Source organism: Collimonas sp. GW821-FHT07E08, assembly GCF_059418905.1.
Map to the genome: position 1 here is coordinate 124464 of NZ_JBWKQR010000005.1, position 24955 is coordinate 149418.

Here is a 24955-nt window from a genome sequence, read left to right on the forward strand (position 1 = left end):
CTCATTCCCGCTTATTCCCTGTTGCCTGGCGTTTCTTCGCCCGGCTTGTAGCTGTTGTCGGCGCCGTCCGCCGGCTTCGCGTCTTCCTCGACCGGCGCCGGCTCTTCTTCCAGCACCGCAGCCTTGTTGCCATCGCCGGGACGCTTGCCCAGCAAATAATAATCCAGCGCCTTGCGCACTATCGGCGCCGCCGCCGCCGCGCCGAAGCCGCCGTTCTCGACAATCACGGCGATCGCGATGCGCGGCTTGTCGGCCGGAGCGAACGCGGTGTACCAGGCGTGATCGTGCATGCGCGCATTGAGTTTCTTGGCATCGTATTTTTCCCCCTGCTTGATGCCGACCACCTGCGCCGTACCGGTCTTGCCGCCCGACTCGTAGCCGGCGCCGGCAAACACCCTGGCGCCGGTGCCTTCATGCGTGACGCCGACCATGGCGCGTTTGATGAAATCGATGTTTTCCTGCTTCAGCGGGATGCGGTAGCTTTCCTTCGGCACCGTCTGGGTGTGCTGGCGCGTGACGCCGTCTTCGATGATCTTGACCAGGTGCGGCTTCATCACCACGCCGTCGTTGACCAGGGTCGCCACTGCGTGCGCCATCTGCAACGGCGTGAAAGCATTGAAACCCTGGCCGATGCCAAGCGAAATGGTGTCGCCGCCTACCCATTTCTGGGCCGCCACGCGTTTGTAGTATTTGCGCTTCCAGTCGGTCGACGGCAGGATGCCGCGCTGTTCATGTTCCAGGTCGATGCCGGTCAGCTGGCCGAAACCGAAGGGTTTCATGAAATCGTGGATAGTGTCAGGACCGAGGTCGTTGGCCAGCATGTAGTAATAAGTGTCGCAGGAAACCACGATCGATTTGTACATGTCGACCCGGCCGTGGCCGCCCACCTTGTCGTCGCGGAAACGGTGGCCGCCCAGCATGAAATAGCCGATATCGTTGATCGCGAAAGCCGGTGTGCGCTTGCCCAGCTCCAGCGCCGCCAGCGCCATGAACGGCTTGTAGGTCGAGCCCGGAGCATAGCTGCCGCTCATGGGGCGGTTGATCAGGGGATGGTCGGGCGAGTTGTTCAGCTCGTCCCAGCTTTGCTGGTCGATGCCTTCGACAAACAGGTTGGGATCGAACGATGGCTGCGAGACATATGCCAGCACGTCGCCGGTGGACGGTTCGATCGCCACCAGCGCGCCGCGGCGGTCGCCGAATGCTTCCTCCACCACCTTCTGCAATTCGATGTCGATCGACAGGATCAGGTTGTTGCCCGGCGTCGCCGAGACATGCGACATGCTGCGCACGGCGCGGCCGCTGGCGGCGATTTCGATTTCTTCGTAGCCGGTGTTGCCGTGCAGCTGCTGTTCGTAGCTCTTTTCCAGGCCGTCCTTGCCGATGTAGCTGGTGCCTTTGTAGTTGGCGGCGTCCTCGCTGTCGTCGATGCGGTCGGCGTCTTTCTGGTTGATGCGGCCGATGTAGCCGATCACGTGCGCCGCCACTTCGCCCAGCGGATACTGGCGGAACAGGCGCGCCTGCACGTCAATCCCCGGGAAGCGGTAGCGCTGCGCGGTGAAGCGCGCCACTTCTTCGTCGGTCAGGCGGGTGCGGATCGGCAGGCTGGCGAAACTCTTGGAATCTTCCAGCAGCTTCTTGAAACGGCGCCGGTCTTTCGGCGTGATGCTGACTACCTGCGCCAGCTCGTCGATCACGCCTTCCAGGTCGCCGCGGATTTTGGAGCGGGTGATTTCCAGCGTGTAGGCGGAATAATTGCGCGCCAGGATGACGCCGTTGCGGTCCATGATCAGGCCGCGGTTCGGCACCACCGGCACCAGCGAAATCCGGTTGTCCTCGGCTTGCGCTGCGTAGGCATCGTGGCGCACCACCTGCAGCCAGATAAAACGCGCGCCGAGCAAGCCGAAGCAGATCAGCACAAAAGCCACGGCCGCGGTAATCCGCAGGCGGAACTTGCGCAATTCGTGTTCGGTGTTTTTGAATTCGGTCATGAATGCGGCTAGATTGGACGGTTATCGTCGCGGTCGACCGCACGCCGTTGCGGCGCCAGCAGCAGCCACACCACGACAGGCCATAGCGCCACGCAGACGAAACTCTCGGCAAAATACAGCCAGCCCGGAAACTTGCCGCTGACGGACATCCGTATCACCAGCTGTATCAGCTGCGTCAGCAGCATCAGGGGCAGAACATGCAGCGCCTGCACGCTGACCGAGAACCACAGCACGCGGCGATGGATCATGATGGCAAAGTAAGACAGCAGCGTGTACGCCAGCGCATTCTGGCCGAGCAGGGTAGCTTCGTGCACATCCATCAGCAAGCCCATGCAAAAGGCGATGCCGATGCCGATCTTGCGCGGCTGGTGGATGCTCCAGAACACCAGCACCAGCGCCACGAAATCCGGCACGCCGGGCCACTGGCCCCAGGGCAGCAGGTTAAGCAGGAATGCCAGCAGCAGCGTCATCGCGATGAACAGCGGATTGGCCGGCAACAGGATGTAATGTGGACGCATCATCGGACGCCGGCTCCTTGCGGATTCTTACGCGCGGCTTCGGCATTGCTTTCTTTCGCCGCTTCCCTGGTCTTGTCGCGCGTGCTTTCGGTCAGCCGGCGCTTGCTCAGTATGTCGGCCTTGCTGTTAGGGATCGCAGCTTCATCATCCGGGCGCGCTACGGGATTGGGATCAACCAGCAGGATCAGCAGCTGGGTATGGCGGTCGATGCCGGCCACCGGTTCGCAGACGATATGCGCAAAGGCGTCGGCCGACTTGGTTTCGACCTGCACCACCTTGGCTACCGACAGGCCGGCCGGATAGACGCCGTCGATGCCGGAAGTCACCAGCAGGTCGCCCTTCTGGATATCGGCGTTGGAAGACATGAAACGCAAATCCAGGTAACCCGACTGGCCGCGCCCGTAAGCCACGCTGCGCAAGCCGTTGCGCAACACCTGCACCGGGATCGCCTGGTCCTTGTCGGTCAGCAGCGTTACTTCGGAAGTAAACGGAAATACGCGCGTCACCTGGCCGACGATGCCGGCGTCGTCGATCACCGGCTGGCCGGTAGCGACGCCATGCTGGGAGCCGCGGTCCATGATCACCTTGCGGGCAAACTGGTCGCGCGCGTCGTACAGGATTTCGCTCATCACCGATTTCACGGACAGCCGCTGTTCGACCCCGAGCAGTTTGCGCAGCTGGGCATTTTCAGCGGCCAGCTGCTGCGCCTGCTGCAATTGCTGGGCGCGTTCGCCTTGCTGGCTGCGCAAGGCCTGGTTTTCTTTTTCCACCGTCGACAGCGAAGAAAAATAATCGACCACCCGGTTGGCCGCGTCGCGCGGCATCAGGGCCACCATCTGCAAGGGATAAAGCGCGGTGCCGACTGCCTGGCGCAGCAGCAGCAAGGCGTGGATACGCGAATCGGCAATCAGCAGGGCCAGCGCCAGCAGCGTGCATATCACCGCCTTGGCGCGGGCCGAAGCGCCTTGCTTGAAGAGGGGTGGTGGACTGTATTCCATCAGTAATGGACAGGTTCGGTTTGGTCAATGGCTGGCGGTACAAACACGTTCATGCGCATGTTCATGCCGTAGATACGAAAGCGGGTCGCATGCATCAATGCACCGACCCGGTTGCCGCTGCCCGACCTCAAGAGCACGCTGGAGAGGCTGGACAAGCGTCGCATCAGCCTGGATTACTCGTAGGAAAAGATCGAGCCCAGCTTGTCCATCCGCTCCAGCGCCATGCCAGAGCCGCGCACCACGCAGGTCAGCGGGTCTTCGGCCACGATTACCGGCAAACCCGTTTCTTCCATCAGCAGGCGGTCCAGGTCGCGCAGCAAGGCGCCGCCGCCGGTCAGCATCATGCCCTTCTCGGCGATGTCCGCGCCCAGTTCCGGCGGGGTCTGTTCCAGCGCGTTCTTGACGGCGGAAACGATGTTGTTGAGCGGGTCGGTCAGGGCTTCCAGGATTTCATTGCTGGAGATGGTGAACGAACGCGGGATGCCTTCCGACAGGTTGCGTCCCTTGACTTCCATTTCGCGCACTTCCGAACCCGGGAAGGCGGAGCCGATTTCCTTCTTGATCGCTTCGGCGGTCTGTTCGCCGATCAGCATGCCGTAGTTGCGGCGGATGTAATTGACGATGGCTTCGTCGAACTTGTCGCCGCCGACGCGGACCGAGCCCTTGTAGACCATGCCGCCCAGCGAGATGATGCCGACTTCGGTAGTGCCGCCGCCGATGTCGACTACCATCGAACCGGTAGCGTCCGATACCGGCAGGCCGGCGCCGATTGCCGCCGCCATCGGCTCTTCGATCAGGAACACCTGGGATGCGCCGGCGCCCAGCGCCGATTCGCGGATCGCGCGGCGCTCGACCTGGGTCGAGCCGCAAGGCACGCAGATGATGATGCGCGGCGACGGTTTGAACAGCTTGGTGTCATGCACCATGCGGATGAATTGCTTGAGCATCTGCTCGGTGACGGTAAAGTCGGCGATCACGCCGTCTTTCATCGGCCGGATTGCTTCGATATTGCCGGGAACCTTGCCCAGCATCTGTTTTGCTTCCCGCCCGACGGCCTGGATTGTTTTCTTGCCGTTTGGCCCGCCCTGCTGGCGAATTGCAACAACCGACGGTTCATCGAGGACAATACCTTGGTCGCGTACATAAATCAGCGTATTCGCGGTACCCAGATCAATCGCCAGGTCATTCGAAAAGTAACTGCGTAAAAATCCAAACATGAATTGTTCCAATGCGCAACAATGATGCGCTCAAACGTTTTTTAGGGGGGTGTCTAGTATCCGGCGCATGGTAAAGATCGATTACCTGCCGCATGGACGCAACATTCTACCTTATAATTTGACTCAAATTAGGGCGTATAGCGCTCAAAATGCTTGCTATTTACAAAAATCTGAGAAGTTATCGGCAAGCAAAGTATTTCCATTTTAATCATATGCGCCTAAGTGCGCGCTCGAAAAACGAAAATCATGTCATTAGCCCTTTCCGACGTTAAGCGCATTGCCAACCTGGCACGCCTCGAACTCACCGAAGACCAGGCCGCTTCCACACTCGACAAACTGAACGGCATTTTCTCGCTGGTCGAGCAGATGCGCGCGGTAGACACCACCGGCATCGAGCCGCTGAGCCACCCGATTGCAGCGCTGCAGCAGGATTTGTCGCTGCGCTTGCGCGACGACGTGGTGACCGAATCGAACCATCGCGAGGATTACCAGAAAGTGGCGCCGGCAACCGAAGACGGCCTGTACCTGGTGCCGAAGGTCATCGAATAAATCGAAGCTTGCGCCATGTGCAAGCCTTGGATATCCCGCAAAGCTCATATTTAAAAGTACTCATGCATACCAAAACACTCAAGCAACTGTCGGTGCTGCTGCACGAAAAGAAGATCTCGGCCGAGGAACTGGCGCAGCTGTACCTGGCCAGGATCCAGCACAGCGACCTGAATGCGTTCCTGCACGTCGACCAGGAGCTGACGCTGCAACAGGCGCGCGCCGCCGACTCGCGCCTGGCGCAAAACGACAGCACGCCGCTGACCGGCGTGCCGATCGCCCACAAGGATATTTTCGTGACGCGCGGCTGGCGCGCCACCGCCGGTTCGAAAATGCTGGAAAACTACATCAGCCCGTTCGACGCCACCGTGGTGGAACATTTCAGCAACGCCGGCATGGTGACCCTGGGCAAACTGAACTGCGATGAATTCGCCATGGGGTCGTCCAATGAAAATTCGCACTTCGGCCCGGTCAAGAATCCTTGGGACAAGACCGCGATCCCTGGCGGCTCATCCGGCGGCTCGGCCGCGGCCGTTGCGGCGCGCCTGACGCCCGCCGCCACCGCCACCGATACCGGCGGTTCGATCCGCCAGCCGGCCTCGCTGTGCGGCGTCACCGGCATCAAGCCGACTTACGGCAGCGTCTCGCGCTTCGGCATGATCGCCTTCGCGTCGTCGCTGGACCAGGCCGGCCCGATAGCGCAAACCGCGGAAGACTGCGCCTTGCTGCTGAACGCCATGACCGGTTTCGATGCGCGCGATTCGACCAGCCTGGAACGCAAGAAGGAAGACTTCAGCGCCGGCCTGGAGCAAGACCTGAAGGGCTTGCGCATCGGTATTCCGCGCGAATATTTCAGCAGCGGCCTGTCGGCCGATGTCGAACAGGCGGTGCGCGCGGCGCTGCAGGAATATGAAAAGCTGGGCGCCACGCTGGTCGACATATCGCTGCCGAAAACCGAGCTGTCGATCCCGGTCTACTACGTGATCGCACCGGCCGAAGCATCGTCCAACCTGAGCCGCTTCGACGGCGTCCGCTACGGCCACCGCGCCGCCGATTACAAGGACCTGGCCGACATGTACAAGAAGTCGCGCGCAGAAGGTTTCGGCGAAGAAGTGAAGCGCCGCATCCTGGTCGGCGCCTATGTGCTGTCGCACGGTTATTACGACGCCTACTACCTGCAGGCGCAAAAGATCCGGCGCCTGATCGCCCAGGATTTCCAGAACGCGCTGACCGGCCCGAACCGCCAGTGCGACGTCATCATGGGGCCGGTCTCGCCGACCGTGGCCTGGGACCTGGGCGCCAAGGCGGACGATCCGGTCGCCAATTACCTGGCCGACATCTATACGCTGTCGACCAGCCTGGCCGGCCTGCCCGGCATGTCGATACCTTGCGGTTTCGGCCAGGGCGAGAAAAATGCGCGGCGCCCGGTCGGGCTGCAGATCATCGGCAATTATTACGAGGAAGCCAGGCTGCTCAACGTCGCGCACCAGTACCAGCGCGTGACCGACTGGCATGTGCGCAGCCCTGAGTAAAGAGCAATTTCCCAGTGATGCCATCGATCTTGCTTTTTTCCCGGAATCGCCGCGCCAGGCTGGCGGCATCGGCATTGTTCGCCTTGGGCGCCGCGTTGTTGGCTCCGGTAATCCAGGCGCAGCAATTGCAGACCAAATTCGGCTGCAACCTGACGCGCGAAACGGATGGTGAAAAAGTGATCTACGGCGACACCGGTGAATTCAAGCTGGACGGCGACCGCATCGAAGCATTGCGCTGGGAATCCGCGCTGTACCGGCCGACCCACGGTTTCGAATGCAGCATCGACACCGGCGACGAGCCGCAGGCCGAAGTCCGGCAGGATGGCGGCAAGGACAACTGGCGCATCACCTTGAAAGATGCGGCCGCCGCACGCCGCCAGCGCGGCTACGATTTTTACGATCACGGCATGAATTGCAGCATCCGCCTGCAGCGCGACGGCGACCGGCTGCACGTGATACCAAGCTGCCCGGCGCTGTGCGGCTCAAGAGCAAATTTTACGGAACTGTCGGTGGACTTGAAAACCGGCGAATGCAGTTACCAAGATAAATAAGGAAATCATTATGCAGTGGGAAGTCGTGATCGGTCTGGAAACGCATACGCAGCTCTCGACCAAATCAAAAATCTTCAGCGGCTCGTCGACCCAGTTCGGCGCAGCTCCCAACACCCAGGCCAGCCCGGTCGACCTGGCGCTGCCCGGCGTGCTGCCGGTGCTCAACCGCGGCGCGGTGGAGCGCGCGATCCAGTTCGGACTGGCGGTAAACGCGACGATTGCGCCGCAGTCGATCTTTGCGCGCAAAAACTATTTCTATCCCGACCTGCCGAAGGGCTACCAGATAAGCCAGTTTGAAATCCCGGTGGTCCAGGGCGGCAAGGTTTCCTTCGTGCTGGAAAAAGACGGCAAAAGCGAACTCAGGACCGTGCAGCTGACACGCGCCCACCTGGAAGAAGACGCCGGCAAATCGCTGCATGAAGATTACCAGGGCATGAGCGGCATCGACCTCAACCGCGCCGGCACCCCGCTGCTGGAAATCGTCACCGAACCGGACATGCGCAGCGCCGCCGAAGCGGTGGCCTACGCCAAGGCTTTGCACTCGCTGGTGATGTGGCTGGGGATTTGCGACGGCAACATGCAGGAGGGCTCGTTCCGCTGCGACGCCAACGTCTCGGTGCGCCCGGTCGGCCAGGCTGCCTACGGCACCCGCAGCGAAATCAAGAACCTGAACTCCTTCCGCTTCCTGGAAGAGGCCATCAACTACGAAGTGCGGCGCCAGATCGAAGTGATCGAAGACGGCGGCAAGGTGGTGCAGGAAACCCGCCTCTACGATCCGGACAAGAAGGAAACGCGCTCGATGCGCAGCAAGGAAGATTCCCAGGATTACCGCTACTTCCCGGATCCCGACCTGCCGCCGCTGGTGATCGGCGCGGAATGGGTTGAGCGCGTGCGCGCCACCATGCCGGAACTGCCGGGCGCGATGCGCGAGCGTTTCGTGCGCGATTTCGGCCTGTCGGAATACGACGCCGCGGTGCTGACCCAATCGAAAGCGATGGCCGGCTACTTCGAAGCGGTTACCGTGAAAGCCGGCAAGGAACAAGCCAAACCCGCTGCCAACTGGCTGATGGGCGACCTGTCTTCGGCACTGAACCGGGAAAACGTCGAGGTTGCCGACGCGCCTGTCAGTGCGGTCCAGCTGGCAGTGCTGCTGCAGCGCATCGCCGACGGCACGATCTCCAACAAGATCGCCAAGGAAGTGTTCAGCGCCATGTGGGACGCCCGGTCCGCGCAGGAGAACCTGGCCGACGAGATTATCGAAAGCAAGGGACTGAAACAGATTTCCGATAGCGGCGCGCTGGAAAAAATCATCGATGAAGTTTTGGCGGCGAACGCCAAGTCGGTCGAGGAATTCCGCGCCGGCAAGGAAAAAGCATTCAACGCCCTGATCGGCCAAGCCATGAAAGCCACCAAGGGCAAAGCCAATCCTGCGCAGCTGACCGAGCTGCTGAAGCAGAAACTGACTGCTTAAAAAAATAGCGGCTGGCGCTCTTATCGCCAGCCGCTATGGCTTGACCATCTTCCGTCTTGCCTAGCGCGACACCTGCGCCTCCGGCATCGCACCAATCAATTCCCTGTAGTGTTTCAGCGTTTCGTCGAACTTGCCGTTGATGCGGCCCAGCTCAGCCTGGTGGTCCGCCATGTTTTTCTGGTTGTAGGCGATGTCGCGGTTGGCGTCGTCGATCTTGCTGCGCAACGAGGCTGGCAAGGTTTTCCGGTGCTTGTAGAACTCGGCTTCGGTATTGGCGGCTTTCAGCTGGTTCTGGGCGTCGTCGATGGCTACCTGGTCGCGTTTGATCAGGTCTTGCGACAGCGACAGGTAGTAGCGGCGCGAAGCTTCGATGTCGGCTTCGCTGCGATAACGCGACAGCAGCGCGCGGTCCTGCTGGCGCCGCTGTTCTTCCGCCGCTTGCTCAATGCGGCGCTTGTCGTCCAGCGCCTGCTGCTGGCGCTTTTGCTCGGCTGTCAGCGGCGCCGGGATTTCGCGCTTGACCACGCCGGCCTTGCTCAGCTCCAGCACCTTGCTGTTGGAGCATTCCGGCATCGGATGGTCGCCGGTGATGGTGCGGCCCGCCGCATCCTTGCAGGTATAAATCTGGCCGTGCGCAAGCAGCGGCAGCAGCCCTGCCGCGCTGAAAAACAAACTCCGCAAAAAAGTTAGAGCAATCCGATTCATTCCCATCATCCACGACAGCTACACATTGATTTGCCTTCCGGCGCAGACGACGGGCCTGTCGTCAGGCTACGCCGTAACGCTCGCGGTAAGCCGCCACTGCCGCCTGGTAGCGGTTCAGTTCAGCGTCGGCGCCAGCGCCGGAAATATATTCCAGCAAGTCGTTCAGGTTGCCGATCGAAATCACCGGCATGCCATACGCTTGCGTTACTTCTTCTACTGCGGAGTTGGCCGACAGGGCGTCGTCCTTGCCGGATTTCTCCATCCGGTCCAGCGCGATCACCACCGCACATGGCGTGGCGCCGGCCGCGCGGATCATCTCTACCGATTCACGCACCGAAGTGCCGGCCGAAATCACGTCGTCGATGATCAGCACACGCCCTTTCAACGGCCCGCCGACGATATTGCCGCCCTCGCCGTGATCCTTGGCTTCCTTTCGGTTATAGGCAAACTGCACATTGCGTCCTTGCGCCGCCAGCGCCACCGCGGTCGCCGACGCCAGCGTGATCCCTTTATAGGCCGGCCCGAACAACATGTCAAATTGCAAACCTGAATCAATCAGGGTACGCGCATAAAACTGCGCCAGCTGCCCCAGCGCGGCGCCCTCGTTGAACATGCCCGCATTGAAGAAATACGGTGAGGTGCGCCCTGCCTTGGTCACGAACTCGCCGAATTTCAGTACTCCAGCCTTGACCGCAAATTCTATAAATTGTTGACGTAAATTGTTCAAAATGCACTCCAGACGGTTGAGGCTGACAAATTTTGTCGCTGTTTACAGCACATTAGCGACACCAGACCGCCATTTTAAATGGAGTTCATCCCTTCCACAGCAGTAAGTGCAAACACCATGCCTGCCCGCAGACCGTTTTTAACCTGCAACCTGCCTCGCGCACGAGAGCGGGCCTTCGGTTATCCTTAGGCATCTTCTTATTACCTTTTTATCGACCAAACATGCCAAGAATCATTTCCGCCAATCTCAACGGCATCCGCTCAGCGGCCAGAAAAGGCTTTTTTGAATGGATGGCCAAACAGTCAGCCGATTTCATCTGTGTCCAGGAACTGAAGGCGCAAGCCGCCGACATGACGCCGGAATTCCTGACGCCGGAAGGCTACGTCGGCCACTTCCACTACGCGGAAAAGAAGGGTTATTCGGGCGTCGGCCTGTATAGCAAGCGCAAGCCGAACGCTGTGCGGATAGGCTTCGGCAATCCTGAATTCGACGCCGAAGGGCGTTATGTGGAGTGCGATTTTGGCGACCTGACGGTGATTTCGCTGTACTGCCCGTCCGGCTCCTCCAGCGAAGAACGGCAGATCGCCAAGTTCCGCTTCATGGAAGCCTTCCTGCCGCACCTGCAGCAACTCAGGGAAAGCGGCCGCGAAGTCGTCATCTGCGGCGACTGGAATATCGCGCACCAGGAACGCGACCTGAAAAACTGGAAGGGCAACAAGAAGAATTCCGGCTTCCTGCCGGAAGAACGCGCCTGGCTCACCCACCTGTTTGAGCAAGTGGGCCTGGTCGACGTGTTTCGCCAGGTCGACCAGCGCGACGAGCAATACACCTGGTGGAGCAACCGCGGCCAAGCCTGGGCCAAGAACGTCGGCTGGCGCATCGATTACCACATCTCCACTCCTGGCATCGCCGCCAATGCGCATGCCGTCGCCATCTACAAGGACGAGCGCTTCTCGGACCACGCGCCGCTGACGATCGACTACACCTGACCTAAGCCTGGACCGGCTGGCCGTCGACAAACACGATCAGCTCGCCCTCGCCGAACTTGGTCCACACTTCGTTGGTGGTGAGCGGTTCGGTGACGATCACCGCCACCCGGTCTTGCGGCGTCGTCACTTGCGAAAAGTCGACGCTGACGTCTTCGTCCGACAGGTGGGCTTCGGCAAACGGAAACTGGCGCACGATGTAATACAGATTGGTGGAGCAATGCGTGTACAGGGCTGAGCCGTCCGACAACATCACGTTGAAAGTACCGTGGGCGGCAATCTCGTGCGTCAGTTCGCGCACAGCGAGCGTCAGTTCGGCCTGCGCCGGCGGCGCATCGCCGAAACGGCGCCGCAGCTGCTGCAGCAGGTAGCAGAAAGCCAGTTCGCTGTCGGTATTGCCGACCGGCCGGTATGGCCCGTCCAGCTGCGGCGCAAATTCCTTGAGATCGCCATTGTGGGCAAACACCCAATAGCGGCCCCATAACTCGCGCACAAACGGATGGCAGTTTTGCAAGGCGACCTGGCCTTGCGTAGCTTTGCGGATATGGGCGATGACATTTTTCGACTTGATCGGGCAGCGCCGGATCAGCTCCGCTACCGGCGATGCAATTGCTGCCTGGTAATCGACAAAATGGCGCACGCCGCTGCCTTCGAAGAAGGCGATGCCCCAGCCGTCGCTATGATGGCCGGTCTGGCCGCCGCGGGTGGCGAACCCGGTAAAACTGAACACAATGTCGGTCGGCACATTGCAGTTCATTCCAAGTAACTGACACATATTCCTGAACCAAGTGAGATAAGCCGCTAATGACAGATCCTGTCTGTCGCCTGATAACGGTATCACGCAGCAGCCGTAAGCAAAAGTTAAATATGGTGGCGATATCAGTTCGGCGCTATACCTTGTATGCCCTGCCTCAAATGGCCCGCGGCCGCTTTGCCAGCAATATGTCTGGAAAATGAGCGCCGGCATCAGATCCGGCGCCTGACAAAGAGGAAGAGACAATGCCGCCGATCCGCCAAACGCCGCGTGCCGAAGCACGCTCCGCCGCACGCCCCCCTGTTCCCGGGCCAGAATCCCCGCGCACCCGCTGGTGGCTGCTATTGCTGCCATTGGCGCTGCTGCTGGCCAGCGTCAGCGTTATCGGCGGCGCCGCCGAACTGCCCAAGATCATCTATGTGCGGCCGGTGCCCAACAATGACGACGTGCTGCTGCAGCAAGGGACCAGCGGCGTCAACAACGCCGCCAAGCTGTATCGGCTGCAAGCCAGCACCCTGGAAAGCCAGCCGACCCGCGCCGGCCGCCAGCAGCAGCTGGACAACGCGGTCCAGCAAGGCGCCGGGATCGTGGTGGTGATGGGCATCGAATTCAAGGAAATACTGGACAAGGTCGCGCGCCAGGCGCCGCAAACCCGCTTCCTGATCCTGGAGCATTGCATCGATAATGCCGCCAGCAACATCACTTGCATCACTTTCCGGGAATCCGAAGCCAGCTACCTGGCCGGCATGCAGGCTGCACTGGCGTCAAGCAGCGGCAAGATCGGACTGATCGGCGCCAGCAATACCGCATTGCGCCAAAAGAACAGCGCGGCTTTCGCCAACGGTGCGCGGGCCGCCAGGCCGGCAATTTCGGTGCATGAACCGCTATGGGTGGAAGGCGCGCAACCCTTCAACGATCCGCCGCGCGCCGAGGCGCTGACCAAAACCATGCTGGGCGACGGCGTCGATGTCATCTGGGCTGCCGCCGCCGGCAGCAATCCCGGCATCTTCAAGGCGCTGACGCCGCAATCGCGCGCCAAGGCCATCGGCAGCGGCGTCAACCAATGCATGCAGGCGCCGGGACGGGTGCTCGACAACGTCGAAGTCCATGCCGATACCGCGATTATCCTGGCGGTGGGCCTGCTGGCGAACGGTTCGGCCGCGCCGCGTTTTGATTTCGGCCTGAAGGAAGGCGCAGTGGCGCTGACCGCGCTGGGCCTTGATGCTGCTTATTCTGAATGCGAAATCCTGCGCCAACGGCCCTTGCTGCTGAAGCTGCGCGAAACCGGCAGCGCCATCGCCAGCGGCAAGCTCAAGGTGGATTAAATGGCAGGCACGCCCCGATTCTGATAGCGTTGTGGTTTTATTCCGGGTGGAGCGGCATGGATCAACTGGCAGCGATGCGTGCATTCCGGCGCGTAGTCGAAACCGGCAGCTTCACCGCTGCCGCGGCGGAACTCAACCAGTCGCACACCATCGTCTCGCGCCAGGTGCGCCAGCTGGAGCTGGAGCTGGGCGCGCAGCTGCTGAACCGCACCACGCGCCGCTTCGCCTTGACCGAGGCCGGCCAGGAATATTATGAGCGCAGCCGCCAGATACTCGACCAGCTGGATGACGCCGCGCAGGCGGTGTCGGCGCACCAGGCGCGCCCGGCCGGCACCTTGCGGATCAACGCGCCAATGGCGTTCGGCACCCTGGAACTGGCGCAATGGCTGCCGCAATTCATCCTCGCCAACCCGCAGCTCAAGGTTGACCTGGTCTGCAACGACCGCCTGGTCGACGTCATCGAGGAAGGCTTCGACGTCGCGCTGCGCCTGACACGCGCCCTGCCCGACTCGACCCTGGTCGCCAAGCGCCTGGCGACCTGCGCAATCCTGCTGGCGGCGGCGCCGGATTACCTGAAACGGCACGGCGTGCCGCGGCAGCCGGCCGACCTGGCGCAGCACAATTGCCTGACTTACACGCTGGCGCAAAAACCGAACGAATTCCTGTTCCATGCCGCCGATGGCAGCGAACATGCAGTCAGCGTGCGCGGCAACCTGCAGGCCAACACCGGCATTGCATTACGCTCGGCAGCCTTGGCCGGCCTGGGCATTGCCGCCACCAGTTCATTCATCGTGCATGAAGACTTGCGGCGCGGCGACCTGCTGCAGGTCTTGCCCGGGTTCACGCTGAAACCGCGCGACCTGTATGCAATCTATCCGCAAAACCGGCACCTGTCGCCCAAGGTCAGGGCGTTTGTCGATTTTGCCGCTGACTGGTATCGCAGCCCGCGCTGGGGGTAATGGGCCTGCTTATAAATGCAGGTGAAAATGGCCGCCGCCGAACAAGCCAATCAGGCCGATGGCGATCAGGTAGAAAGCGACGATATAGTTCAAGAGTTTCGGCATGACCAGGATCAGGACGCCGGCGAGCAGGGAAACCACGGGTACGAGCGACAGATGAAGATTCATAGGCATTCTTTTTATGATGGAAAATGGCAAACACGCCCCGCTTCACGACGGAAACCGAGATTGCTGCCGGGCCGTCGATTTTACAAGACGAGCGCCATCATACGATGATTTTCCACACCGAATTCACTGTCCGCATCGAACCGAAGGGATGGACCTTCAAGACATCCGAGGCTGTCTCCCTGCTGGAAGCGGCGCGCCGCGCCGCTGTCAATTTGCCGAGTTCATGCAGGAACGGCACATGCCGTACCTGCATGTGCCGTCTGCTGAGCGGGCAAATACGCTACCAGATCGAATGGCCGGGCCTGAGCAGCGATGAAAAGAAGGACGGCTACATCTTGCCCTGCATCGCCTATCCGCAATCCGACCTGGTCATCGAAGAACCCCGCGCCACAGCCCTGCCGACATCAAACTAGGCGCGCCGCGACGGCGCGATGCTGCTGCGTCAGCCCGCCAAAACCGTAAGCTGCGGCGCGTACATCGTGGACATGGACATAACTTTCGTGATGCAGCTCGCCCAGCAATGCACCGATTTCCTTGAAGACGGCGTCGATATATGCCGCCTTCTCGTCGGCGGTATTGGTTTCGTCGGTAATCCGGATATCGAGGAAGAAACTGGTTTTTCGCTGTGCCGCCAGGGACGGGCCGCCGACAAACCAGTGGGCCGGATCGACGTGCGAAATGGCAATCGAAGTCAGCTCCGGTTTCTTGTGCAGGATTGCCGCGGTCAGGCGCGACAGCGTGCTGGCGACCTTGGCGGAAACGACGGTGTCGGGCGTGGTGGATAGCAGTACGGTAAGGATAGGCATGATCTCAGCTCCATGTTTAGTTAATTGGTTAGAAAGCAAAACTCAAATAGCCAGTTCGAGGATCTCGCTGGTGGTACGGATTTCTGCGACTGCATCGGACAAGCCGGTCAGCACCGCCTTGTGCAAGTCCTTGTGGCTGACCACGCTGCCGTCCCAGCTTTCGATGTCGCGGGTGGCGCTGGCGTCGCTGGCGATGATGACCTGATAGCCGTGTGCGCCGCCGTCGAAAGCGGAGGCCGCCACGCAATTGTTGGTCATCAGGCCGCTGATGATCAGTTTCTTGACACCGCGCGCCTGCAATTGCTGCTGCAGGTCGGTGCCGGCAAAAGAACTCGGAAAAGTCTTGCGGACTACGGAATGATGTGCAGCGCGCTGCACCTCCGGATGGATTTCCGCCATTGCTGTGTCTTGTGTAAACAGCGGCCGCTCGGCGGAACCCCACTGCTGGATATGGAATACCGGCATGCCACGCCTGTCCGCCAGCGCAATCAGGCGATTAGCGTTGCGCACCACCGCCAGCCCGTCAGGAATCGGCAGTTTTCCGGTGAAATATTCGTTCTGGATATCGATCACCAGCAAGGCCGTCGACTGCGGGTCAAGGCTGGTGCTGGGAGCGGCGCCAACGATGGCGCGGATGGTCGGGTTGCCGCTTGGTTTTGCAGTCGAGGCAGTCATGTGAACTCCTGTTGGTGATCTGGAGTACACAGGTTAAGCCAGCGGCCCGGTTGAGAACAGCAGGCCGGCGGCACATTATTTGTGCTGGAACAGCACAAATGCCTGGACACTTGAATCTCCCGCTTTGCTTCGAGACGCCAGGAAGACCAAATTCGGACTATAATCAGTCCATCAGTCGTAACAGCAGCTTCCAGCGGAAGGAGACCGGCAATGAAATTCTCGACTCAAGTCAAACCAATCAGTTATCTCAAGAGCCATGCGGCCGAGATCGTCAAGGACATCACTGAAAGCCGCGAGCCGATGTTGATCACCCAGAATGGCGAAGCCAAACTTGTCGTGATGGATGTGCGCTCATATGAGGAACACGAAGAAACCCTGTCCTTGCTGAAAATTCTGGCGCTAGGCAACCGCGAAATTGAGCAGGGGCAACTTCATTCCGCGGCTGACGTATTTGCGGAACTGGACAAAGAAGACGCGCAATGAGGTTTCAAGTCGTTTTCCTTAATTCGGCAAAGCTGGATTTACAGGAGCTGAAAACCTGCATCACAAAGAATTCTGGCCTGCAGGCATGGCAAGCCAGTTACGGCAAACTGAAAGAAGCCGTGCATGGCCTTGAGGATTTTTCCCTCAAAGGGAAAGTGCCCGAAGAAATTCAAAGCCTGAATCTCACGCAATACCGGCAGGTTATCTCTGGCATGAACCGGATCATCTATGAAATCCGCCAGCAGACCGTCTTTATCCACATCGTCTGCGATACCCGCAAGGACATGAGATCGCTGCTGACTAAACGATTGTTGAGAATCTAGCTCAGCTTAGTCTGCCAGCGGCAACGGGCTGGACGGCTTGATCTCCTCCAGGCAAACCATGGAGCGCACCCCCGCCACCCCCGGCACCTGCATCAGGCGATCGGTCAGGAACGCCGACAGCGACTTCAGGTCGCTGGCCGCCACCTTCAGCAAATAATCGAAATCGCCCGAGATCGTGTAGCACTCCAGGATTTCCGGGAATAGCCGGATCGCCTTTTCCAGCTTGCGCACCTGCTTGAACTGTTCGCGCGCGATGTTCAGGTTGACGAAGGCCACCACCCCGAGTCCGATCGCGGCCGGCTCCACCTGCGCCGCATAACCGCGGATGATGCCGTCTTTCTCCAGCCGCTGCACGCGCCGGTAGCACTGCGGCGGCGACAGGTTGACTTGTTCCGACAGCTCTACATTCGAAGCACGGCCGTTAGCCTGCAGGGTTCGCAGCAAAATACGGTCGTAGCGGTCGAGCTTTTCCATCGCGGTCTCCTTTTATGCATGATTCGTGCACATTACAGTGAATTCATGAGCAATTATGCACAAATATTTCCAGTGCTTGTGATTATCATGTAACCAGATACAGCACACCTATAAAACAGCATTTTGCAGCTACCTCTAAGCACCGCAGCCGGCGCCCGCCAGCCGGGACCAGATGCGATTGGCGTTTGCGCCGGTCCTTGCGCTAGGTTTTTAGAAGTGGCCTCACCAGGAGCCGACCATGAAGAACCATGCAATAACTCTCGAAGACCGATACTGTGCGCACAACTATGAACCGCTGCCGGTGGTGCTCAGCAGCGGCAAAGGCATCTGGCTGTGGGACCAGGACGGCAAGCGCTACATGGACATGATGTCGGCCTATTCCGCAGTCAGTTTCGGCCACAGCCATCCGACCCTGGTGGCGGCATTGAGCAAGCAGGCCGGCCAGCTGGCAGTGGTCTCGCGGGCGTTTTACAGCGACCAGCTGGGGCCTTTCCTGCAATTGCTGTGCGAAATGACCGGCATGCCCAAGGCGCTGCCGATGAACAGCGGCGCCGAAGCGGTCGAAACCGCCATCAAGGCGGCCCGCAAATGGGGCCACAAGGTAAAAGGCATTGCCGACCAGACAGCTGAAATCATCGTCTGCCGCGGCAATTTCGCCGGCCGCACCACGACCATCGTCGGTTTCTCGTCGGAAGCCCAGTACCGCGACGGTTTCGGCCCGTTCTCCGGCGGCTTCGCCACGGTGCCGTTCGGCGACGCCGCGGCGCTGGAAGCCGCCATCACGCCGCGCACCGCCGCTTTCCTGGTGGAGCCGATCCAGGGCGAAGCCGGCATCATCGTGCCGCCCGAAGGCTACCTGGCGAAGTGCCGCGAAATCTGCGACCGCCACAATGTGCTCCTGATCTGCGACGAAGTGCAGACCGGGCTAGGCCGCACCGGCCGCCTGCTGGCCAGCGACCACGACGGCATCAAGCCGGACGGCCTGATCCTCGGCAAGGCGCTGGGCGGCGGCCTGCTGCCGGTCTCGGCCTTCCTGGCCAGGGAAGACCTGATGGCGGTATTTACACCCGGCGACCATGGCAGCACCTTCGGCGGCAACCCGCTGTCGGCCGCGGTCGGCCATGCCGCCTTGCGCCTGTTGCGCGAAGAAAAGCTGGCAGACAACGCGCAGCGCATGGGTGAGCGCTTGCTCACCGGGCTGCAGGCGATACAGCACCCGGCCATCCGCCAGGTCCGCGGCAAGGGCCTGCTGATCGGCATGGATCTCGACCCCGGCTTCATTTCCGCGCGCCAATTCTGCGAACGCCTGATGCAGCAGGGGATCCTGTCGAAAGACACGCACGACACGGTGGTCCGCTTTGCGCCGCCGCTGATCATTACCGCCAACGATATCGACGCTGCGCTGGAAGCAATCCAGCACACGTTTTCATCTTTACTCACACCCCCGGCTCACCTGACCGAAAGGAGCTACGCATGACCAACCACCTGCTGGACCATACCGCGGACGACACATTCCTCATGTGTGCTCCGGACCATTTTGAAGTGTCCTACGTCATTAATCCGTGGATGGCTGGCAATATCGCGCATGGCAACCGGAGTCTCGCCATGCAGCAATGGCTGGCGCTGGTGGAAGCCATCGGACAGGTAGCAAAGATCAAGATGATGCCGGCCATGCCGGGTGTGCCTGACCTGGTGTTTACCGCCAATGCCGGCGTGGTGCTGGGCAACAAGGTGGTGCTGTCGCGTTTCCGCCACGTCGAGCGGCAAGCCGAGGAAGTGTATTTCGAGGCGGCGTTTACCGCCCATGGCTTCGAAGTCCTGACCCTGCCGCCGGAACTGCCTTTCGAAGGCGCCGGCGACGCCTTGATGGACCGCAGCGAAAACCTGCTGTGGTTCGGCCATGGCCACCGTTCCGACGTCGCCTGCGCAACCAGGCTGTCCGAGCTGCTGGAGATCGAAGTGCAGCCGCTGAAGCTGGTCGATGCCCGCTTCTATCACCTCGACACCTGCTTCTGCCCGTTGGCCGGCGGTTATGTCATGTATTTCCCGGAAGCCTTCGACGCTGCCTCGCAAGCGCACATTGCGGCGCGCGTTCCGGCTGACAAGCGGATCATCGTCGGCAGCGAAGACGCCTTGCATTTTGCTTGCAATACCGTCAATTCCGGCCGCCACATCTTTCTGAACCAGGCCTCCGACGCCTTGGTGACGCAGTTGCAAGCGCACGGTTTTGTTGTTCATCAGACAGCATTGACCGAGTTCCTCAAGGCCGGCGGCGCAGCGAAGTGCCTCACCCTGAAGCTCAACGAACCGCAGCAAACCATCTCGCCGCAAGTCAGCCAGCAAGCGGCGTAGCAGCCAAGGGCCGTACGCAAGCCCTTGATTTAACGTATAATTTCTGGCATTGCCATTGCAAAAAACCCGGCGCTATCGGCGACCGGGTTTTTTGCGTCCCCACTGACCAGAGTACGTTAATGACACCAACCGCTGCAACTTCGACCGTATCCACCGAAACCCGCCTGCGCCAGCTGCTCGCGCAGCGCATCTTGATCCTGGATGGCGCGATGGGCACCATGATCCAGCAGTACAAGCTGACGGAAGAAGATTATCGCGGCGGTCCCAAGGGCCGTTTCATCGACTTTACCGGCCCCGGCCGCGAGCTGTTCGTCAAAGGCAATAACGAACTGCTGTCGCTGACCCAGCCGCACATCATCAGCGAAGTGCATGAGCAGTACCTGGCGGCCGGCGCCGACCTGATCGAAACCAACACCTTCGGCGCCACCACGGTGGCCCAGGACGATTACCATATGGCGCAGCTGGCCTATGAGATGAACGTGGTTTCGGCAAAGCTGGCGCGCGCCGCCTGCGACAAGTACTCGACGCCGGACAAGCCGCGCTTCGTCGCCGGCGCACTGGGACCGACGCCAAAGACAGCGTCGATTTCGCCCGACGTCAACGATCCAGCCGCGCGCAACGTCACGTTCGACCAGCTGGTCGCTGCCTACCTGGAACAGACGCGCGGCCTGGTCGAAGGCGGCGCCGACGTGCTGCTGGTCGAAACCATTTTCGACACGCTCAACTGCAAGGCAGCGCTGTTCGCGATCGACACCTTCTTTGAAGAATCCGGCCTGCGCCTGCCGATCATGATTTCCGGCACCGTCACCGACGCCTCCGGCCGCATCCTGTCGGGACAAACCGTGCCGGCGTTCTGGAATTCGATCCGCCACGCCAAGCCGCTGACGGTCGGCCTCAACTGCGCGCTGGGCGCGGCCTTGATGCGGCCTTACGCTGAAGAGCTGTCGAAAATCGCCGATACCTTCGTCTGCATTTATCCGAACGCCGGCTTGCCCAACCCGATGAGCGACACCGGCTTCGATGAAACCCCGGACGTCACCTCGTCGCTGCTCAAGGATTTCGCCGAAAGCGGTTTCGTCAACATCGCCGGCGGCTGCTGCGGCACTACGCCGCCGCATATCAAGGCGATTGCCGACACCGTTGCCAAGATCCCGCCGCGCGCCGTGCCGGAGACCACGCATGAAATGCGCTTGTCAGGACTGGAACCGTTCACCATCGACGACAACTCGCTGTTCGTCAACGTCGGCGAACGCACCAACGTCACCGGCTCCAAGGCGTTCGCGCGCCTGATCCTCAACGAACAGTACGACGAAGCGCTGGCGGTAGCGCGCCAGCAGGTCGAGAACGGCGCCCAGGTCATCGATATCAACATGGACGAGGCGATGCTCGATTCGATGGCGGCGATGCAGCGCTTCCTCAACCTGATCGCCTCCGAACCGGACATCGCGCGGGTGCCGATCATGATCGATTCGTCCAAATGGACAGTGATCGAAGCCGGCCTGAAATGCGTGCAAGGCAAGGCGATCGTCAACTCGATCTCGATGAAGGAAGGCGAGCCGGAATTCCTGCGCCAGGCCAAGCTGTGCCGCCGCTATGGCGCCGCCGTGATCGTCATGGCTTTCGATGAAAAGGGCCAGGCCGACACCTTCGAGCGCAAGATCGAAATCTGCGAGCGCGCTTACCGGTTGCTGGTGGACCAGATCGGTTTCCCGCCGGAAGACATCATTTTCGACCCGAACATTTTCGCCATCGCGACCGGTATCGAAGAACACAACAACTACGCCGTCGATTTCATCAACGCCACCCGCTGGATACGCGAGAACCTGCCGCACGCCAAGATCAGCGGCGGCGTCTCCAATGTCAGCTTCAGTTTCCGCGGCAACGATCCGGCGCGCGAAGCGATCCATACCGTGTTCCTGTATCACGCGATCAAGGCCGGCATGACCATGGGCATCGTCAACGCCGGCATGATGGGCGTCTACGACAACCTGCCGGCCGAACTGCGCGAGCGGGTCGAGGACGTGGTGCTGAACCGACGCGAAGACGCGACCGAGCGCATGATCGAGATCGCCTCGACCCTGAAAGCCGGCGACAAGAAGGAAGAAGCAACGCTGGAATGGCGCAGCGGCACCGTGCAGCAGCGGCTGGCGCATGCGCTGGTGCAAGGCATCACGCAGTGGATCGTCGAAGACACGGAAGAAGCGCGCCAGGAACTGCTGGGCAACGGCGGCCGGCCTATCCATGTGATCGAAGGCCCGCTGATGGACGGCATGAATATCGTCGGCGACCTGTTCGGCCAGGGCAAGATGTTCCTGCCGCAGGTGGTCAAGTCGGCGCGCGTGATGAAGCAGGCGGTGGCTCACCTGATTCCCTACATCGAAGAAGAAAAGCGCCTGCATGAAGAACTGACCGGCATCGCCGCCAAGCCCAAGGGCAAGATCGTGATCGCCACGGTCAAGGGCGACGTGCACGACATCGGCAAGAACATCGTGTCCGTGGTCCTGCAATGCAACAACTTTGAAGTGGTGAACATGGGCGTGATGGTGCCGTGTTCGGAAATCCTGGCCATGGCGAAAGCCGAGAACGCCGACATCATCGGCCTGAGCGGCCTGATCACGCCGTCGCTGGAAGAAATGGCACACGTCGCCAAGGAAATGCAGCGCGATCCGTATTTCCGCAGCGTCAAGATGCCTCTGCTGATCGGCGGCGCCACCACCAGCCGCGCCCATACCGCGGTGAAGATTGCGCCGAACTACGAAGGACCGGTGGTCTACGTGCCTGATGCATCGCGCTCGGTTTCGGTGGCGCAGTCGCTGCTCACGCCGGAGCAGCGCGACCAGTACATCGATGAAATCGCGGTCGATTACGAACGCATACGCGAACAGCACGCCAACAAGAAAGCGGTGCCGTTGCTGACCCTGGCGGCGGCTCGCGAGAATCGCGCACGGCTTCAGTTTGCGCCGGTCAAGCCAAAGTTCATCGGCCGCCGCGTATTCAAGAACGTCGACCTCGGCACGCTGGCGCGTTATATCGACTGGGGGCCGTTCTTCCAGACCTGGGACCTGGCCGGCCCGTATCCGGCCATCCTCAAGGATGAAGTGGTGGGCGAAGCCGCCAGCAAGGTGTTCGAAGAAGGCCAGGCGCTGCTGAAGAAGCTGATCGACGGCCGCTGGCTGACCGCCAACGGCGTCGTCGCGCTGATGCCGGCCAATACGGTGAACGACGACGACATCGAAATCTATACCGATGAGACGCGCAGCAAGGTCGCGTTTACCTACTACGGCCTGCGCCAGCAAACCGTGAAGCCGGTGATCGACGGCGTTCCCCGGCCCAACCAGTGCCTGTCCGACTTCATTGCGCCGAAGTCGTCCGGGATTGCCGACTATATCGGCCTGTTCGCCGTCACCAGCGGCATCGGCATCGAGAAATACGAAAAACGCTTCGAGGACGCCCACGACGACTATTCCTCGATCATGCTGAAATCGCTGGCCGACCGCCTGGCGGAAGCCTTTGCCGAATACATGCACGAACGGGTGCGCAAGGACTTGTGGGGTTACGTGCCTGACGAAAGCCTGTCCAACGAAGCCCTGATCAAGGAAAGCTACAGCGGCATCCGCCCTGCTCCCGGTTATCCCGCCTGCCCGGAACACACGGTCAAGGCCGACATGTTCCAGCTCTTGCAGTGCGACGAGATCGGCATGCAGGTCACCGAATCGTTCGCCATGTTCCCTGGCGCAGCGGTGTCGGGCTTTTATTTTGCCCACCCTGAATCGAAGTATTTTGTGGTCGGCAAGATCGGCGACGACCAGGTCAGCGACATGGCGGCGAGGCGCGATGTCAGTAAAGACGATGTCGAACGCTGGCTGGCGCCGAATTTATAAATCGCACTTATAAAAAAAGGGAACGTTTTGAAACGCTCCCTTTTTTTCAGCCATCATTTCAACCAGTAAGCAATCAGGTCGTCAGTCGCCGCCCAGGTGGATGAACTTGAACAGGAAGATCGCGGCAATCACCCAGACCATCACCGGTACCTGCCTGGCGCGGCCGGTGAACAGTTTCAGCGCGGCGTACGAGATGAAGCCGAAGGCAATCCCGTTGGCGATCGAATAGGTGAACGGGATCATCAGCACCGTGATCACGGCGGGTACGCTTTCGGTGCTGTCTTCCCAATCCAGGTGCACCAGTTCGCGCAGCATCAGGCCGGCGACATAAAACAATGCCGGCGCGGTGGCATAGGCCGGCACCGCGCCGGCCAGCGGCGAAATGAACAGGCAGGCCAGGAACAGGATGCCGACCGCCAGCGAAGTCAGGCCGGTGCGGCCGCCAGCCTGGACCCCGGCCGCGCTTTCGACATAAGCGGTGGTGCTGGAGGTGCCCAGCAGGGTGCCGGCCACAATTGCCGTGCTGTCCGCCAGCAAAGCCTTGTTAAGACGCGCCATCTTGCCGTTGACCAGCAAGCCGGCGCGGTTCGCCACGCCCATCATGGTGCCGGTGGCGTCGAACATCTCGACCAGGAAAAACACCAGCACGATGTTGAGGATGCCCATCGACAAGGCGCCCATGATGTCGAGCTTGAACAGGGTCGGCTCGATCGACGGCGGCATCGCAACCACGCCGGTGAAGGTATTGCCGCCCACCAGGAAGCTCAGCACGGTCACGGCCAGGATGCCGATCAGGATCGCGCCCTTGACCTTCAGGTGGTCCAGCACCACGATCAGCAGGAAACCGACAATCGACAGGATCACCGGGATCTGGTGCAGGTCGCCGATCTGCACGAAGGTCGCCGGATTGGCAACCACCAGGCCCGAGCTCTTGAGCGCGATGAAACCGAGGAACAGGCCGATGCCGGAAGTAATCGCAATCCGTATCGTGGGCGGGATGCCATTGACGATCATGCCGCGGATGCCGACCAGGCTGACAATGATGAACAGGCAGCCGGAAATGAAGACCGCGCCCAGCGCCACTTCCCACGACACGCCCATGCCCTTCACCACGGCGTAGGCAAAGTAGGCGTTGAGGCCCATGCCGGGCGCCAGTGCGATCGGGTAGTTGGCGTAGAGCGCCATGATCAGGGTGCCGATGGCGGCGGCCACGCAGGTGGCAACGAAAACGGCGCCTTTCGGCATGCCGGCGTCGCCCAGGATGGCGGGGTTGACGAAGATGATGTAGGCCATCGTCAGGAAAGTGGTCAGGCCGGCGATCAGCTCGGTGCGGATGTCGGTGCCGTTTTCCTTGAGCTTGAAGAAATTTTCTAGCAATTGCATTACGTGTGTCTCCTTGATTATTGTTGTTTTTGGTTTTCTGGCTGCCGCGCGGCCCCGCTTGGTGCGGGGTTCCGGCAAAGTAATGTGTTACAGAATGGGGTCACAAGTATGCTCCGGGCTAAATATCAATTAT

25 protein-coding genes are annotated in these 24955 nt (G+C 60.6%); 13 read left to right on the forward strand and 12 right to left on the reverse strand.

What is annotated here, in order from left to right:
- Nucleotides 1–11: 11 nt before the first annotated feature.
- From mrdA to AC07RZ_RS08215, 4 genes are all read right to left on the reverse strand, one after another.
- Nucleotides 12–1988: a penicillin-binding protein 2 gene (gene mrdA / locus AC07RZ_RS08200; protein ID WP_494667588.1), complete on the reverse strand. Its 1977-nt coding sequence runs from the start codon at nt 1986–1988 to the stop codon at nt 12–14.
- 8 nt (nt 1989–1996) lie between these two features.
- Nucleotides 1997–2509, reverse strand: a complete 513-nt coding sequence (mreD, locus tag AC07RZ_RS08205; RefSeq protein WP_014008092.1) for a rod shape-determining protein MreD — start codon at nt 2507–2509, stop codon at nt 1997–1999.
- Nucleotides 2506–3504, reverse strand: coding sequence for a rod shape-determining protein MreC (gene mreC, locus AC07RZ_RS08210; RefSeq protein ID WP_494667589.1), 999 nt, complete (start codon nt 3502–3504; stop codon nt 2506–2508). Before mreC ends, mreD begins: the two co-directional genes overlap by 4 nt.
- 173 nt (nt 3505–3677) lie before the next feature.
- A complete protein-coding gene (locus AC07RZ_RS08215) occupies nt 3678–4721 on the reverse strand; it encodes a rod shape-determining protein (protein ID WP_041742639.1) in 1044 nt (347 codons plus the stop codon).
- 246 nt (nt 4722–4967) lie between these two features.
- Here AC07RZ_RS08215 and gatC point away from each other — a divergent pair, with 246 nt between their 5' ends.
- The 4 genes from gatC to gatB all read left to right on the forward strand — a co-directional run bounded on the left by gatC (nt 4968) and on the right by gatB (nt 8821).
- The gene (gene gatC, locus AC07RZ_RS08220) at nt 4968–5270 is read left to right on the forward strand and encodes an Asp-tRNA(Asn)/Glu-tRNA(Gln) amidotransferase subunit GatC (protein ID WP_061541870.1); all 303 of its coding nucleotides are present in this window, start codon (nt 4968–4970) and stop codon (nt 5268–5270) included.
- Between the two features lie 62 nt (nt 5271–5332).
- On the forward strand, nt 5333–6799 hold the full coding sequence (gatA, locus tag AC07RZ_RS08225; RefSeq protein ID WP_494667590.1) for an Asp-tRNA(Asn)/Glu-tRNA(Gln) amidotransferase subunit GatA: 1467 nt from the start codon (nt 5333–5335) through the stop codon (nt 6797–6799).
- A gap of 17 nt (nt 6800–6816) precedes the next feature.
- On the forward strand, nt 6817–7350 hold the full coding sequence (locus AC07RZ_RS08230; RefSeq protein WP_144738289.1) for a hypothetical protein: 534 nt from the start codon (nt 6817–6819) through the stop codon (nt 7348–7350).
- A gap of 10 nt (nt 7351–7360) precedes the next feature.
- A complete protein-coding gene (gatB, locus tag AC07RZ_RS08235) occupies nt 7361–8821 on the forward strand; it encodes an Asp-tRNA(Asn)/Glu-tRNA(Gln) amidotransferase subunit GatB (protein ID WP_494667591.1) in 1461 nt (486 codons plus the stop codon).
- A 60-nt stretch (nt 8822–8881) separates the two neighbouring features.
- On the opposite strand, the gene AC07RZ_RS08240 is transcribed toward gatB, so the two are convergent.
- Complete coding sequence (locus AC07RZ_RS08240) at nt 8882–9493, reverse strand: DUF4124 domain-containing protein (RefSeq protein ID WP_494667592.1); 612 nt, start codon at nt 9491–9493, stop codon at nt 8882–8884.
- 94 nt (nt 9494–9587) lie between these two features.
- Nucleotides 9588–10253, reverse strand: coding sequence for an orotate phosphoribosyltransferase (gene pyrE / locus AC07RZ_RS08245; protein ID WP_092395425.1), 666 nt, complete (start codon nt 10251–10253; stop codon nt 9588–9590).
- A gap of 221 nt (nt 10254–10474) precedes the next feature.
- Here pyrE and AC07RZ_RS08250 point away from each other — a divergent pair, with 221 nt between their 5' ends.
- Nucleotides 10475–11242, forward strand: a complete 768-nt coding sequence (locus AC07RZ_RS08250; protein ID WP_494667593.1) for an exodeoxyribonuclease III — start codon at nt 10475–10477, stop codon at nt 11240–11242.
- Between the two features lies 1 nt (nt 11243).
- Here the strand turns inward: AC07RZ_RS08250 and AC07RZ_RS08255 are convergent, their stop codons facing one another.
- Complete coding sequence (locus AC07RZ_RS08255; RefSeq protein ID WP_494667594.1) at nt 11244–12014, reverse strand: class II glutamine amidotransferase; 771 nt, start codon at nt 12012–12014, stop codon at nt 11244–11246.
- Nucleotides 12015–12238: 224 nt separating this feature from the next.
- Here AC07RZ_RS08255 and AC07RZ_RS08260 point away from each other — a divergent pair, with 224 nt between their 5' ends.
- On the forward strand, nt 12239–13318 hold the full coding sequence (locus AC07RZ_RS08260) for a BMP family ABC transporter substrate-binding protein (RefSeq protein WP_494667595.1): 1080 nt from the start codon (nt 12239–12241) through the stop codon (nt 13316–13318).
- A gap of 56 nt (nt 13319–13374) precedes the next feature.
- Complete coding sequence (locus tag AC07RZ_RS08265) at nt 13375–14277, forward strand: LysR family transcriptional regulator (protein WP_494667596.1); 903 nt, start codon at nt 13375–13377, stop codon at nt 14275–14277.
- Between the two features lie 9 nt (nt 14278–14286).
- On the opposite strand, the gene AC07RZ_RS08270 is transcribed toward AC07RZ_RS08265, so the two are convergent.
- Complete coding sequence (locus AC07RZ_RS08270) at nt 14287–14445, reverse strand: DUF3096 domain-containing protein (RefSeq protein ID WP_092395435.1); 159 nt, start codon at nt 14443–14445, stop codon at nt 14287–14289.
- A gap of 104 nt (nt 14446–14549) precedes the next feature.
- On the opposite strand from AC07RZ_RS08270, the gene AC07RZ_RS08275 reads away from it, so the two are divergent.
- On the forward strand, nt 14550–14858 hold the full coding sequence (locus tag AC07RZ_RS08275; protein ID WP_494667709.1) for a 2Fe-2S iron-sulfur cluster-binding protein: 309 nt from the start codon (nt 14550–14552) through the stop codon (nt 14856–14858).
- Here AC07RZ_RS08275 and AC07RZ_RS08280 read toward each other — a convergent pair.
- Together AC07RZ_RS08280 and AC07RZ_RS08285 are read right to left on the reverse strand one after the other, a co-directional pair.
- On the reverse strand, nt 14850–15251 hold the full coding sequence (locus tag AC07RZ_RS08280) for a tautomerase family protein (protein WP_144738282.1): 402 nt from the start codon (nt 15249–15251) through the stop codon (nt 14850–14852). The two genes, AC07RZ_RS08275 and AC07RZ_RS08280, sit on opposite strands and share 9 nt — an antisense overlap.
- Nucleotides 15252–15293: 42 nt before the next feature.
- Complete coding sequence (locus AC07RZ_RS08285; RefSeq protein WP_494667597.1) at nt 15294–15926, reverse strand: cysteine hydrolase family protein; 633 nt, start codon at nt 15924–15926, stop codon at nt 15294–15296.
- A gap of 210 nt (nt 15927–16136) precedes the next feature.
- Here AC07RZ_RS08285 and AC07RZ_RS08290 point away from each other — a divergent pair, with 210 nt between their 5' ends.
- Nucleotides 16137–16409: a type II toxin-antitoxin system Phd/YefM family antitoxin gene (locus AC07RZ_RS08290; protein ID WP_144738280.1), complete on the forward strand. Its 273-nt coding sequence runs from the start codon at nt 16137–16139 to the stop codon at nt 16407–16409.
- A complete protein-coding gene (locus AC07RZ_RS08295) occupies nt 16406–16732 on the forward strand; it encodes a type II toxin-antitoxin system RelE/ParE family toxin (RefSeq protein ID WP_494667598.1) in 327 nt (108 codons plus the stop codon). The genes AC07RZ_RS08290 and AC07RZ_RS08295 overlap by 4 nt, the downstream gene beginning before the upstream one ends.
- A gap of 6 nt (nt 16733–16738) precedes the next feature.
- Here AC07RZ_RS08295 and AC07RZ_RS08300 read toward each other — a convergent pair whose 3' ends face one another.
- Nucleotides 16739–17206, reverse strand: coding sequence for an Lrp/AsnC family transcriptional regulator (locus AC07RZ_RS08300; RefSeq protein WP_014008110.1), 468 nt, complete (start codon nt 17204–17206; stop codon nt 16739–16741).
- A gap of 238 nt (nt 17207–17444) precedes the next feature.
- Between AC07RZ_RS08300 and rocD the strand changes: the two genes are divergently transcribed.
- The 3 genes from rocD (at nt 17445) to metH (ending at nt 23439) form a co-directional block, all read left to right on the forward strand.
- Complete coding sequence (gene rocD / locus AC07RZ_RS08305) at nt 17445–18683, forward strand: ornithine--oxo-acid transaminase (protein WP_494667599.1); 1239 nt, start codon at nt 17445–17447, stop codon at nt 18681–18683.
- Nucleotides 18680–19558, forward strand: coding sequence for an arginine deiminase-related protein (locus AC07RZ_RS08310; protein ID WP_144738277.1), 879 nt, complete (start codon nt 18680–18682; stop codon nt 19556–19558). The genes rocD and AC07RZ_RS08310 overlap by 4 nt, the downstream gene beginning before the upstream one ends.
- A gap of 119 nt (nt 19559–19677) precedes the next feature.
- Nucleotides 19678–23439 (forward strand): methionine synthase, encoded by a 3762-nt coding sequence (metH, locus tag AC07RZ_RS08315; protein ID WP_494667600.1) that lies wholly within the window; start codon nt 19678–19680, stop codon nt 23437–23439.
- Between the two features lie 81 nt (nt 23440–23520).
- Here metH and AC07RZ_RS08320 read toward each other — a convergent pair whose 3' ends face one another.
- Entirely contained in the window at nt 23521–24822 is a 1302-nt protein-coding gene (locus AC07RZ_RS08320; protein ID WP_494667601.1) for an NCS2 family permease, read from the reverse strand.
- Nucleotides 24823–24955: the final 133 nt, after the last annotated feature.